Annotated in this window: 12 protein-coding genes; 9 read left to right on the forward strand and 3 right to left on the reverse strand. The window is 68.6% G+C overall.

Translation table 11 applies throughout. The annotated features are described in order from the left end of the window. From VGD32_RS01455 to VGD32_RS01485, 7 genes are all read left to right on the forward strand, one after another. Positions 1-895: flagellin (locus VGD32_RS01455; protein WP_331030125.1), on the forward strand; the 895-nt coding region annotated here is incomplete at its 5' end. A 64-nt stretch (positions 896-959) separates the two neighbouring features. Beyond that, on the forward strand, positions 960-2,201 hold the full coding sequence (locus VGD32_RS01460; protein WP_331030126.1) for a putative DNA modification/repair radical SAM protein: 1,242 nt from the start codon (positions 960-962) through the stop codon (positions 2,199-2,201). Then, on the forward strand, positions 2,201-3,631 hold the full coding sequence (locus VGD32_RS01465; RefSeq protein ID WP_331030127.1) for a UdgX family uracil-DNA binding protein: 1,431 nt from the start codon (positions 2,201-2,203) through the stop codon (positions 3,629-3,631). The genes VGD32_RS01460 and VGD32_RS01465 overlap by 1 nt, the downstream gene beginning before the upstream one ends. 113 nt (positions 3,632-3,744) lie before the next feature. Beyond that, the gene (locus VGD32_RS01470) at positions 3,745-4,860 is read left to right on the forward strand and encodes an ABC transporter permease (RefSeq protein WP_331030128.1); all 1,116 of its coding nucleotides are present in this window, start codon (positions 3,745-3,747) and stop codon (positions 4,858-4,860) included. Beyond that, positions 4,857-5,648 (forward strand): ABC transporter ATP-binding protein, encoded by a 792-nt coding sequence (locus VGD32_RS01475; RefSeq protein ID WP_331030129.1) that lies wholly within the window; start codon positions 4,857-4,859, stop codon positions 5,646-5,648. Before VGD32_RS01470 ends, VGD32_RS01475 begins: the two co-directional genes overlap by 4 nt. A 13-nt stretch (positions 5,649-5,661) precedes the next feature. Further along, the gene (locus VGD32_RS01480; RefSeq protein ID WP_331030130.1) at positions 5,662-6,600 is read left to right on the forward strand and encodes an MlaD family protein; all 939 of its coding nucleotides are present in this window, start codon (positions 5,662-5,664) and stop codon (positions 6,598-6,600) included. Next, positions 6,597-7,211 carry an ABC-type transport auxiliary lipoprotein family protein gene (locus VGD32_RS01485; RefSeq protein WP_331030131.1) on the forward strand — a complete coding sequence of 205 codons (615 nt, stop codon included), beginning with the start codon at positions 6,597-6,599 and terminating at the stop codon, positions 7,209-7,211. The genes VGD32_RS01480 and VGD32_RS01485 overlap by 4 nt, the downstream gene beginning before the upstream one ends. Here VGD32_RS01485 and VGD32_RS01490 read toward each other — a convergent pair whose 3' ends face one another. From VGD32_RS01490 to VGD32_RS01500, 3 genes are read right to left on the reverse strand one after another with little or no spacing between them, the layout of a single operon-like run. Continuing rightward, positions 7,212-8,057 (reverse strand): toxic anion resistance protein, encoded by an 846-nt coding sequence (locus VGD32_RS01490; RefSeq protein WP_331030132.1) that lies wholly within the window; start codon positions 8,055-8,057, stop codon positions 7,212-7,214. Positions 8,058-8,104: 47 nt separating this feature from the next. After that, positions 8,105-8,758, reverse strand: coding sequence for a 3-oxoacid CoA-transferase subunit B (locus tag VGD32_RS01495; RefSeq protein ID WP_331030133.1), 654 nt, complete (start codon positions 8,756-8,758; stop codon positions 8,105-8,107). Next, a complete protein-coding gene (locus tag VGD32_RS01500) occupies positions 8,758-9,462 on the reverse strand; it encodes a CoA transferase subunit A (RefSeq protein WP_331030134.1) in 705 nt (234 codons plus the stop codon). Before VGD32_RS01500 ends, VGD32_RS01495 begins: the two co-directional genes overlap by 1 nt. A 705-nt stretch (positions 9,463-10,167) precedes the next feature. Between VGD32_RS01500 and VGD32_RS01505 the strand changes: the two genes are divergently transcribed. Then, positions 10,168-11,031, forward strand: a complete 864-nt coding sequence (locus VGD32_RS01505; RefSeq protein ID WP_331030136.1) for a DUF459 domain-containing protein — start codon at positions 10,168-10,170, stop codon at positions 11,029-11,031. A 2-nt stretch (positions 11,032-11,033) separates the two neighbouring features. Then, on the forward strand, positions 11,034-12,271 hold a 1,238-nt coding region (locus VGD32_RS01510), incomplete at its 3' end, for a GDSL-type esterase/lipase family protein (protein WP_331030135.1).

Genomic DNA, 12,271 nt, shown 5'->3' on the forward strand with positions numbered 1-12,271 from the left:
GTCGGCCCTTCTCGACCTGATGAAGGCACAGACCCGCGCTGCGGACGCGCAGGAGCGGGTCTCCACCCAGAAGAACGCCACGGACCTGACGGGCTTCGGTCGGCAGGCCGAGACCCTGACGGCGCTGAAGGGGGCCCAGAGTAGGATCCAGGGATTCATCGACACCTCGGAGGCGGTCACCGCCCGGCTGACCACCCAGGATCTGGCCATGACCCAGATCAGCGACGGCATCGCCGGTCTGCGGGACGCTGTCGGCAGCGTGCTGGCCACGGATTCGGCCGGTTCGCTGATGCTGGAGCTGGAGGGTCATTTTCAGTCGATCCGCGGCGGCCTGACCATGCGGCACCACGGCGGCTATCTGTTCTCCGGCGCCTCGACGGCCACTTCGCCGCTGACCATCGGCAGTCTCGGCGACCTGGCCGCCGCACCCGACGTGGCCTCCGTCTTCGTCAACGACACCCTCAAGACAGCCAGCCGGGTGGCCGAGGGCACGACCCTCGAGACCGGCTTCCTCGCCGATGAACTGGGCAGTGAGGTGCTTGAGATCCTTCGCGACATCCAGATCTTCCACAACGGCGTCAATGGGCCGCTGACGGGCAAGGTGACCGAGGCCCAGAAGACCTTTCTGACGACCCAGCTCGGCCGGCTCGAGCAGGCGGCCACGGGCGTGATCGACAAGATCGCCAAGACGGGCTCGATGGCCAACCAGGTCGAGAGCGTCACCAAAGGCCACGAAGCCCAGCTCGGCTCGCTCGATGAACTGGTGGCGAACCGCACCGACGCCGACATGGCGGTGGCGATCACCGATCTGCAGCTGTCGCAGGTCGCCATTCAGGCCTCGGCGCAGGTGATTTCCCAGCTTCGGCAGGTGTCGCTGCTCAACTATCTGAGCTGACGCGACCATTTGCCCTCAAGGCCACGCTGGACGCCGTCTTCCGGGCGGAACATAGTGCGAACAAATGGCCCAGATCGATCTTCGCCGAAAGCTCTCCATCCTTGCGGACGCCGCCAAATACGACGCCAGCTGCGCGTCCTCAGGCACGTCGAAGCGGGACTCGGTCGGCGGCAAGGGTCTCGGCTCGACCGAGGGGATGGGCATCTGCCACGCCTATACGCCCGACGGACGCTGCGTTTCGCTGCTGAAGATCCTGCTGACCAATTTCTGCATCTACGACTGCGCCTACTGCATCAATCGGGCGAGCTCGAACGTTCCGAGGGCGCGCTTCACGGTCGACGAGGTCGTCGCGCTGACGCTGAATTTCTACAAGCGGAACTACATCGAGGGCCTGTTCCTGTCGTCTGGCATCATCCGCTCGGGCGACTACACCATGGAGCAGCTGGTGCGGGCGGCGAAGACGCTGCGCACCGAACATGATTTTCGCGGCTACATTCATCTGAAGCTGATCCCCGAGGCCGACCCCCGGCTGGTGGAGGAGGCCGGTCTCTACGCGGACCGGCTTTCGGCCAATATCGAGTTGCCGCGCGACGAGGCGCTCAGGCGCCTGGCGCCCCAGAAGGACGTCGGCGTCATCAAGAAGGCCATGGGGCAGGTGCGGCTGGGTCTCGAGGCTGCGAAGCCGGGCAAGCGGGACAGGATCAGGCCGCCGAAATTCGCCCCCGCAGGACAGTCGACCCAGTTGATCATAGGCGCGGACGGGGCGCCGGACACGGAAATCATCGACCGCAGCGCCTCGCTGTACGGCGGCTACGGCCTGCGCCGGGTCTACTATTCGGCCTTCAGCCCGATCCCGGACGCATCCAGCGCCCTGCCGCTGGCGAAGCCGCCGCTGATGCGCGAGCACCGGCTGTACCAGGCCGACTGGCTGATGCGGTTCTACGGCTTCACCGCGCCGGAGATCGGGGAGGCCGCGACGGACGGGATGCTGGACCTGACCATCGATCCCAAGCTGGCGTGGGCGCTGAACCGGCGCGAGCAGTTTCCGGTCGACGTGAACACCGCGCCTCGGGAGATGCTGCTCCGGGTGCCCGGGCTGGGCGTGAAGTCGGTCGACCGGATCGTCTCGGTGCGACGCTGGCGCGCGCTGAGGCTGGAGGATGTGGGGCGGCTATGCCGGGGCGTCGACAAGGTGCGGCCGTTCATCACGGCGCTGGACTGGACGCCTGGCGGACTGACCGACGCCGCCGATCTGCGGGCGCGTATCGCGCCGGATCCGGCTCCGGTGCAGATGAGCCTGTTCTGATGCAGGTCGCGGTTCTGGGTGGCGAGACGGACTTCGACGGATGGCGCAAGGCCGCGCGGGCCTTCCGGCTGGCGGGCGTGACGCCGGAGCGGGCGGCTTTCCGCGTGGGGGCGGGAGGAGACGGCCTGTTCGATGAAAGCTTGCCTGCGGTCACCGGTGAAGCGCCCTTCAGTGTTCCGAAGGCGTTCGTGGACCTGGCGCAGGAGGTGATCCTTCATCGGGCCGGGGACCGGTTCGATCTGCTGTACCGTCTGCTGTGGAGGCTCGGGACGGAGCCCGATCTGATGAAGGTTTCCACCGACGTCGATGTCGCAGCCGCGCTGGAGCGGGCGAAGAACGTCAGCCGCGCCAGCCATAAGATGAAGGCCTTCGTCCGTTTCCGGCAGGTCGAGGACGAAACCGGCGAGCGCTGTGTCGCCTGGTTCGAGCCGGCTCACAGGGTTCTGGAAAGGACCGCGCCGTTTTTCATGCGGCGGTTCACTTCGATGCGTTGGTCGATCCTGACGCCGGATGGCTCTGCATCGTGGGAGGACGGGGCGCTGGCTTTCGGGCCACCGGCCACGCGCGACATGGCGCCGTCCGAGGACGAGATCGAGGAGTTCTGGAAGACCTACTACGCCTCGACCTTCAACCCGGCCCGGCTGAAGACAAGGACAATGCAGGGGGAAATGCCCCGCCGCTACTGGAAGAACCTGCCCGAGGCCGCGCTGATCCCGGAACTGGTGGCCCGGTCGTCGGTTCGGACAGAGGCCATGGTCGCCGCGCCTGCTCCCGAACCCAACGCCCGTCTTGCGAGGACGCTGTCGCGCCTGAACCGGGATCACGCCTTCGAGGAAGGGTTCGTCCCCTCGACGCTGGACGAGCTCGATCAGGCAGTCCAGGCCTGCCGCCGGTGTCCCCTGTGGCGGGACGCCACCCAAGGGGTGTGCGGCGAGGGTCCTCGAAAAGCGAAGCTCATGATCGTCGGCGAGCAGCCCGGGGATCAGGAAGACCTCGCGGGTCACCCGTTCGTCGGTCCCGCCGGGCGGGTGCTGGACGCCGCGCTCGAGGAGGCCCGCATCGACCGGGAGGATGTCTTCGTCACCAACGCGGTCAAGCATTTCAAACACGAGCCGCGCGGCAAGCGCAGGCTGCACAAGACCCCGAACACAGCCGAGGTCAGCGCCTGCCGCTGGTGGCTGAACGCGGAGCGCCGCCTCGTGAGACCGAGGGTGATCGTGACGCTCGGCGCGACGGCTGCCCTCGGCGTTCTCGGCCGCAAGGTCGCGGTGACGAAGGAGCGGGGTCGGGGCATCGACCTTGGCGACGGGGCCAAGGCGTTGCTGACGGTTCATCCGTCCTATCTGCTGCGCATCCCGGACGCGGCCGCCAGGGCCGGAGAGAGGGACCGGTTCGTGGCCGATCTGACACAGGCCCGGGCGCTGCTCTAGCGCCAATACCGGCGTGTCTGAACGAATACGCCCGGGCGGCGTTGTTCCGCTCTACCCCAGCTTTGCCGTGGTGGAACCGTAGGCAAATCGAACGGCGCAATCTAGGTAGGGGCATGGCTGGAGCGGACTTCCACATTGATGAGGACGGGGGCCGCGTGACCCTGAGCCTGATCGGCGACTGGACCGCGACCAGCCTTGGGCGGATATCCCTTCGGTTGGACGAGGCCCTGCACGGCCGGTGTGTCGACGCCGTCGACCTGGGCGACCTCGGCCGCTTCGATACTGCGGGGGCTCTGGCGATTGTTCAGGCGAGCAACTGCATTCTGCCCGAAGCCGCCTGGACGCAGCGCCCCGAGGCCGGCCGCACCTATGCCCTTGTGGAGCGCCTTGAGCGCGAAAGCGCCGGGCCCCTGGCGCGGCCGCCGGGCTGGGTGCGCGGGTTCGCCAAGGTCGGACGCGGCGTGCAGGACATCGTCGCCGAGGCGACGCTGTCGATGGCCTTCCTCGGGCGTTTGATCACGGCGACAGGGTCCACTCTCAAACACTGGCACAAGATCCGGTGGGCGGCCTGGTTCAGCCAGGCCGAACGGGCCGGACTGGACGCGATCCCTATTGTGGCCGTGACCAGCTTCTTCATCGGGGCCGTCATCGCCTTCATCGGCGCGGATCTGTTGCAGACCGTCGGGTTTGATGTCTTCGCCGTGGAGCTGATCACCATCTCGGTGCTGCGCGAGTTCGCCGTCGTGATCGCCGCCGTGCTTCTCGCTGGCCGGTCTTCATCGTCCTTCGCGGCCGAGATCGGCTCGATGCGGATGAATCAGGAGATCGACGCCATGCAGGTGATGGGGGTGAACCCCTTTCAGGCCCTGGTCATTCCACGTCTCGCGGCTTTGACTGTGATGCTGCCGCTGCTGACTTTCATCGCCATGCTCACCGGCATCTTCGGGGGGTTGCTGGTGACCTGGAGCGAGCTCGGCCTGGGACCGGCCTTCTTCATTCAACGGATGGGGTCGACTGCGGACATGGGCGACCACCTGTTCGTCGGCCTGTCCAAGGCTCCCGTGTTCGCCCTGGTCATCGCCGCTATCGGCTGCCGGCAGGGCATGGCGGTCGCGGGCGACGTCGAGAGCCTGGGACGTCGGGTCACGGCGGCCGTCGTCCAGGCCATCTTCGCCATCATCTTCCTCGATGCGGTGTTCGCTCTCATGTTCATGGAGCTGGGCATTTGAGTGGCCAGGCAAGGGAGAACGAAGCGCCGGAACGCCTCGTCGAGGTGCGTGGCCTGCTGAGTCAGTTCGGCGATCGTGTGATCCATGAGAATCTCGACCTCGACCTCGAGCGCGGAGAGGTGCTTGGCGTGGTCGGCGGTTCCGGTTCGGGCAAGACGGTGCTGCTCAATTCGATCATCGGGCTGAAGGAGCCGGAAGGCGGTTCGGTCCGCATCTTCGGGCATGACCGGGCCGAACTGACCAAGGCGCAGGAGGCCGATATCGAGCGGCGCACTGGCATCTTGTTCCAGCAGGGCGCGCTGTTCTCCGCGCTGAGCGTCATCGACAATGTCGCCTCGCCCCTGATCGAGCACACCCGTCTGCCGAAGGAAGACATACGCGAACTGGCGGAGATGAAGATCGCCATGGTCGGCCTCAAGCCCGAGGCGCATCACCAGAAGCCGGCGGAGCTCTCCGGCGGGATGCGCAAGCGGGTGGGACTGGCCCGGGCGCTCGCGCTGGATCCGGAACTGCTGTTCCTCGACGAGCCGACGGCGGGGCTGGACCCGATCGCGGCGGCGGCGTTCGACAACCTGATCCGGCAGCTGTCCAACGACCTCGGCTTGACCGTCTTCATGATCACCCACGATCTCGACAGCCTCTACGCCATCACTGACAAGGTGGCCGTCGTCGCGGACAAGCGGATCGTGGCCAAGGCTCCGGTCCGGGAACTGGAACAGTCGGACCACCCCTGGATCAGGGAATACTTCCTCGGCCCGCGCGGTCGCGCCGGCAAGAAGGCCGCCTGAGGAGAGCGGAGAGATGGAAAGAGACGCCCACTACGCCGCCGTCGGCATCGCCACCGTCGCCCTTCTGGCGGCGCTGGCGGTGTTCGCCATCTGGCTGGCCCGGCTGCAGTTCAACAGCGACTACGACGTCTACGACATCGTCTTCTACGGTCCGGTGCGTGGCCTGTCGGAGGGGGGCGAGGTGCATTTCAACGGCATCCGCGTCGGCGAGGTCACTGATCTCAATCTGGATCCGAACAAGGGCGACCAGGTCATCGCCCGCATCCGGGTGGACGGCACCACGCCGATCCGGGTCACCTCGCGCGCGCAGCTGGAGCCGCAGGGGATCACCGGGCTGAACTACATCCAGATCACCGCCGGCAACCCGAACAGCGCGCTGCTGAAGACGCAGTATCCCGACAACGTCGTGCCCGTGATCCAGAGCCAGCCGTCCCCGATCGCCGAGCTGCTGTCGGGCTCGGGTACGGTGCTGGCCCAGACGGTGGACGCGCTGAACCGGATCAACCGGGTCCTGTCGGACGACAACGTCCGCTCCTTCTCGACCAGCCTGAAGAACATCGAATCCCTGAGCACCGAACTGGAGGCCCGCAAGGGGATGCTGCAGCAGCTGGAGCAGGCGCTGACCCGGGCCAACGCTGCGGTGGCGGAGTACGAGGCGCTGGCGGTCAGCACCCGGGGCATCATCGAAGGCGACGGGCGAGAGGCGGTGGCCAACATCAACGCCGCGGCCGAGGAGGCGCGGACCGCCGTGGCCACGATCAACCGCATCGCCACGGGCGCCGAGGGGCCGGTCAACGAGTTCGTCACCACCGGCCTGCCGCAGATGCAGCAGGCGATCCAGGGACTGGACGACGCGACCCGTTCGCTGGAGGGCCTGATCGACGAGGTGCGCTCCAGTCCGCGCGACTTCATCGGCCGTCCGCCGACCAAGGAAATGGAGGTCCAGCCGTGATCCGTTCTTCGATCAGACTCGCCGTCGCGGCGGCGGCTGTTGTCGCCGTGGCGGGGTGCGCCCTGCTGTCTTCGCCCCCGCCGGTGCAGACCTACCGCTTCGGCGGACCGGCGGCGGCCGGGGCGGCGGCCGAGGGGCAGGACGGCCTGCGCCAGGTCGCTCTCCGACGGGTGCAGTTCCCGGAGGCGGTCGAGGGCGACAAGCTGCTCGGCGTGACCGGCACGGAGACGGCCTACATCAAGGGAGCGCGTTGGGTGTCGCCGGCCAGCGACCTGTATATGGAGAGTCTGGAAAACGCCTTCGCGGCCCAGGCCACGCGGGTGCGGCTGATCGGCCCGCGCGAGCTGATCCGCGGCGAGCGATCGCTGGACATCGACATGCGCGCCTTCGAGGCCCGTTACGACGCCCCGGGCGCGGTTCCGACCGTGGTGGTCACGGCGCGGGCCCGGCTGCTGGCCCTCCCGGACCGGACGGTGGCGGCGGAGCGGACCTTCACGGTGCAGCAGCCCGCGGCGGCCAACCGGGTCTCGGCGATCGTGGAGGCCTTCGACATCGCCACGCGGGACCTGAATACGCAGATCGTCGGCTGGACCGACGCCAACGCCGGCTGATCAGAGCGGCGCCCGCAGGTCGGAGAGGCGGGCCTCGATGCCGGCGCGGCGGGCGCGGGCGGCGGTCAGTTCGGCGAGGGCGCGGTCGATGCGGCCCAGCAGGGCGTCGCGGGCGTGCAGCAGGCGCTCGCGGTCGGGCCGGACCTTCTTCGGCCGCTTGCCCGCGAGACCGAGCGCCTCGCTCCAGTCCTGACGCCAGGCCGTCATGCCGTCGCCGCAAGTCTTGAGGGCTTCGGCGGCGCGGGCGTCGGCGTTCTGGGCCCCGCGGATCAGGGGCAGGGCGCCGATGGCGGCGGCGCGGCAGGCGTCGAGGGAGACCTTGCGGGCCTCAAGCGGATGCGGCGGCGCGTCCTCGGCGGGCTGATGGCCTGACAGGCGGCGGGCGGCGGTGAGCAGATGGGCATCCAGCTCGACCATCGCGTCACGCATATCGGCCCACACGGTGTCCAGGGCGCCGGAGCGGCGGGCGGCTTCCTCGACGCGGCCGGTCAGGTCGGCGGCGGCTTCGGAGAGGGCGGTCGAGGCGCGGCGGAAGGAGTCACGGAAGGCCTTGAGGCGTTCGCCGCGGCTGTCGAACAGGCCGGCGAGGCCGCGGCGGGGTTCGAGGGCGGCGGGGTTCAGCCCTTCGAGTATCGAGCGGACCCGGTTCAGCTGGTCCGCGGCCCCGGCCAGGTCGCCGGCGCGGGCGGCGGCGAGGGCCTGCCCGATCCGCTCGACGGCGGCGGCGCGGGCGGGCTCGGCGAAGGCGTGGGCCTGCGCCTCGTCGTAGGCGGCGTCGATCGCCTCGACGCGGGCGGCGTCGGGCGCGGGCGCGTGGCCCTGCCAGCGGTAGGCTCCGTCGGCCATCACTCGTACTCCCGTCCCGGCTCTGCGGCCGGTCGGGTTAACTATGGCTACGACTTCAGCGCGGAGGCAACGGTGTAGCTGGCCTCGGTCTTCGCGGCGACCTCGTCGAGGGTGACGCCGTCGGCCAGTTCGATCAGCTCAAGGCCGGCGCCGTCCGGCTTGACGTCGAAGACGCACAGATCGGTGATGATGCGGCTGACCACGCCCGTGCCGGTCAGCGGAAGGGTGCAGGATTTCAGCACCTTGGACTGGCCGTGCTTGTTGGCGTGGTCCATGACCACGACCACGCGCTTGACGCCGGCGACGAGGTCCATCGCCCCGCCCATGCCCTTCACCAGCTTGCCCGGGATCATCCAGTTGGCGATGTCGCCGTTCTCGGCCACTTCCATCGCGCCGAGGATCGACAGGTTGATGTGGCCGCCGCGGATCATGGCGAAGCTGTCGGCCGAGCTGAAGTAGCTGCTCTCGGGGATCTCGGTGATGGTCTGCTTGCCGGCGTTGATCAGGTCGGGGTCGACCTCGTCGTCATAGGGGAAGGGGCCCATGCCGAGCATGCCGTTCTCGGACTGGAGGGTGACCTCCATGCCTTCCGGAATGTAGTTGGCGACGAGGGTCGGGATGCCGATGCCGAGGTTGACGTAGAAGCCGTCCTGCAGCTCCTTCGCGGCGCGTTCGGCGAGCTGTTCGCGGGTGCGGGCCATTATGCGGTCTCCCGGGTGCGGACGGTGCGCTGTTCGATGCGCTTCTCGGGCACGGTCTGGACGATGCGGTCGACGTAGATGCCGGGTGTATGGATGTGGTCGGGGTCGAGCGAGCCGGTGGCGACGATCTGTTCGACCTCGACGACGGTGACCTTGCCGGCCGTGGCCATCATCGGGTTGAAGTTGCGGGCGGTCTTGCGGAAGACGAGGTTGCCGCGCTCGTCGGCCTTCCATGCCTTGACGATCGACAGGTCGGCGACGAGGCCGGTCTCCATGACATAGTCGCGACCGTCGAACGAGCGGACTTCCTTGCCCTCGGCGACGAGGGTGCCGACGCCGGTGGCGGTGAAGAAGGCGGGAATGCCGGCGCCGCCGGCGCGGATGCGCTCGGCCAGGGTGCCCTGCGGATTGAACTCGAGCTGCAGCTCGCCGGCGAGATACTGGCGTTCGAACTCCTTGTTCTCGCCGACGTAGGACGAGATCATTTTCGCGATCTGCTTCGTCTCCAGCAGCTGGCCGAGGCCGAAGCCGTCGACGCCCGCGTTGTTGGAGATGACGGTCAGCTCCTTGGCGCCGCTGTCGCGCAAGGCGGCGATCAGGTGCTCGGGGATGCCGCACAGGCCGAAGCCGCCGGACATGACGGTCATGCCGTCGAAGGTCAGGCCCTCCAGCGCGGATTTCGCGTCGGGGAAGATCTTCCGCATCGCTTCCTCTTATTTTCACCGCCTAATGAATATCGACGGCCCAGTCCGGTCTCTACGGCGGCGGGGCGGGCGGGGCAAGTCTCGGGCGCGCCCCGGGGGGCCGGCGGGGTTTTACCCGGATGAAACCGGAAAACCGGTGATGCAGGATCGGCAGGGTCGGCAGCGGGTGAAAAATCGCGATGGCGGAGTCGGCAGAGTCGGCATCGGGGCGGGGGACACGCCGGGGACGGCGGTCGGGGATTCGATTGTCAAAGACCGGCGGGCTCGAAGGCGCAGTATGCGCCCGCCGGCTTATGAGGCGGGAAGACAGGTTTGAGAAAAGCGGATGTAGCGGAAAAGGCGGGAGGATTTCCGCGCTATCCGACTATGGTTCCGCGGATTGCCAGCACAGCGTCCACCTCCCCATCGGTGAGGCCCGATGGGGAGGACCGGTCGAATGCGAAGCAGCGACCAGGAGGGGCGGCCCCCTCGGCTGCCGGTCATGCGCCAATCACCTGTCTTTCGCGCCGCCCCCTCCTGATCGCCTTGCGATCTGTCCTCCCCATTCGCCTTCGCGAATGGGGAGGTGAAGGTCGGCTCCCGTTAACCTTTTTCTTCGCGCGAGGCGGGCGCGCGGTGGTCAGGGAGCGGCGATAGGGTAAAAGGCGGGGCTTGGCGGATTCACGTTCGGGGGACGAGGTGCGGGCTGGCGTCAACACATTGACCGTGACCTTCCTGGTCGGGGTGGCGGCCGGATTGCTGCTGACCCCGGACGGGCGCCACTGGCTGCGCAATCCCACCGTGATGCTGGGCGACCGGGCCAACGCCTCGGCCCCCCCTGCGGAGAGCGCGCCCGCGCCGGCCGCGCCGGTCGCCGCGCCCCCGCCGGTCGCCGCCGTGACCCCGCTGTCGGCGCGGCTGGCGCAAGGGCCGCTGCGGATCGGGGTGTTCGGCGACTCCATGGCCGACGGCCTCTATGCCGGCCTTTACCGCGACCTGCGCGACGAGCCCAAGGTGACGGTGACCAAATTCTCGGAAGTGTCGACCGGCCTGTCGCGCTACGACTACGTCGACATCCAGGCCAAGACCCGGCGCCAGATCGAGGAGACGCCGATCGACGTGGCGGTCATCCTGTTCGGCACCAATGACGCGCAGGGCATCAGCCTGGACGGCGTGATCCACGACTTCGGCACAGAGGGCTGGAAGGCCGCCTATGCGACGCGGATCGACAATCTGGTGGCCATGCTGCGCAGCCACGACGTGGCGGTGTACTGGGTCGGCCTGCCGCGCATGAAGAGCGCCCGGTTCGATGGCCGCATGGCCCTGATCAACGGCGTGGTCGAGGCGCGGATGCGGGCGCTGGGCGTGCCGTATCTGGAGACCACGGGCCTGACCTCGAACGCCGAGGGCGGCTACGAGGCCTATCTGCCCAATGCGAGCGGCCGCAAGGTGCTGATGCGGGCGAACGACGGCATCCACATGTCAATGGCCGGATACCTGCGCATGAGCGGACCGGTGGCCGAACGCCTCAAGCGGGATGCGGGGCTGGACCGGCCGCAGCCCGTTCCGGCCCTGACGCCCGCCGCCTGAGCATGAAGCGTTTCAGGGCGGTCCTGGCCGGGGCGCTGTGGGGGACGACGGCCTTCGCCGTTTCCGCCCAGGAGATTCCCTATGCACCGTCCACGCCGCCGGAGACCGGCGCTTCGGCCTGTCCCGGAGGCCTGTGTCAGGCGGAGGCGTTGCGTCCGCTGTTCGAGGCGCTGGCCGCGACCGAGGCAGGAAACTCGGATGTACCCGTCCACATCCTGCAACTCGGCGACAGCCACACCGCCGGCGACCGCATCACCGGCAAGATGAGGGCGGTGCTGCAGGGCCGGTTCGGCGACGGAGGACGGGGCGTGCTGCCGCCCGGCGTGCCCTTTCACGGCTATTCGCCGATGCAGGTCGAGGTGACGGCGACGGAGTGGCGCATCGAGCCGGCCCCGCTGACCTATCCGGGGTTCGAGCCCTTTCCGGTCGGCCTGACCAATGTCTGGACGATCGAGACCGGCGCCGACAGCCGGCTGGCGGTCCGCCCCGACGCGCCGCTGGAGGCGACGGAGATCCGGCTGTGCTGGGAAGCGCCGTGGGGGGTGATCCTGTCCGACGAGGACGAGACCTGGGTGGTGGAGCCAGAGCGCCGGGGCTGGTGGCTGTCCTGCGGCGGCGTGCGCCCCGAGACGGCGCCGGGCGAGCTGGTCGCGCGTCCCCAAGACCCGGACCGGCCGCTGGTGAAGCTGGATCACATTCGCCTGACCCGGCGGGGGCCGGGGGTCGTGGTTTCCAATCTCGGCATGGTCGGCGCGACCCTGGCCGATCTGGCGGCCCGGACCGAGGAGGTCGTCATCGATGAATTGGCGGAATGGCGGCCGGCGCTGATCATCCTCGCCTACGGCACCAACGAAGGCTTCGACGACGGGCTGGATCCGGCGGCCTACGAAGGGCTGCTGCGCTCTCAGATCGATCGCCTGCGCCTTCGCGCCCCGGGCGCCGCATTGATGATCCTGGGCGCGCCGGACGCGCTGAGGAACGGGATCGCGGACGGGTGCAGCGCCGACGGACAGCGCGCGCCGCCGCCGTCGCTGGCGGTGGTCCGGGACGTGCAGCGCCGGGTGGCCGCCGATCTGGGTGTGGCGTTCTGGGACTGGCACGGACGAATGGGGGGAGACTGTTCGGCGGATCGTCTGGCGCTCGGGGCCGAGGCCCTGATGCGCGGCGACCGGGTCCATTTCACGAGCGCGGGGGCCGACTGGATCGGCGGCATCCTCGCGAACGACCTGCTGGCCGCCTA

Origin of the sequence: Brevundimonas sp. (genome assembly GCF_036402095.1) — a bacterium.
In the GTDB taxonomy this organism is placed as follows: Bacteria; Pseudomonadota; Alphaproteobacteria; order Caulobacterales; family Caulobacteraceae; genus Brevundimonas.

Coding starts and splice junctions, on each gene's coding strand:
- VGD32_RS01460 (WP_331030126.1), top strand. CDS start 960: ATGGCCCAGATCGATCTTCGCCGAAAGCTCTCCATCCTTGCGGACGCC.
- VGD32_RS01465 (WP_331030127.1), top strand. CDS start 2,201: ATGCAGGTCGCGGTTCTGGGTGGCGAGACGGACTTCGACGGATGGCGC.
- VGD32_RS01470 (WP_331030128.1), top strand. CDS start 3,745: ATGGCTGGAGCGGACTTCCACATTGATGAGGACGGGGGCCGCGTGACC.
- VGD32_RS01480 (WP_331030130.1), top strand. CDS start 5,662: ATGGAAAGAGACGCCCACTACGCCGCCGTCGGCATCGCCACCGTCGCC.
- VGD32_RS01490 (WP_331030132.1), bottom strand. CDS start 8,057: ATGGCCGACGGAGCCTACCGCTGGCAGGGCCACGCGCCCGCGCCCGAC.
- VGD32_RS01495 (WP_331030133.1), bottom strand. CDS start 8,758: ATGGCCCGCACCCGCGAACAGCTCGCCGAACGCGCCGCGAAGGAGCTG.
- VGD32_RS01500 (WP_331030134.1), bottom strand. CDS start 9,462: ATGCGGAAGATCTTCCCCGACGCGAAATCCGCGCTGGAGGGCCTGACC.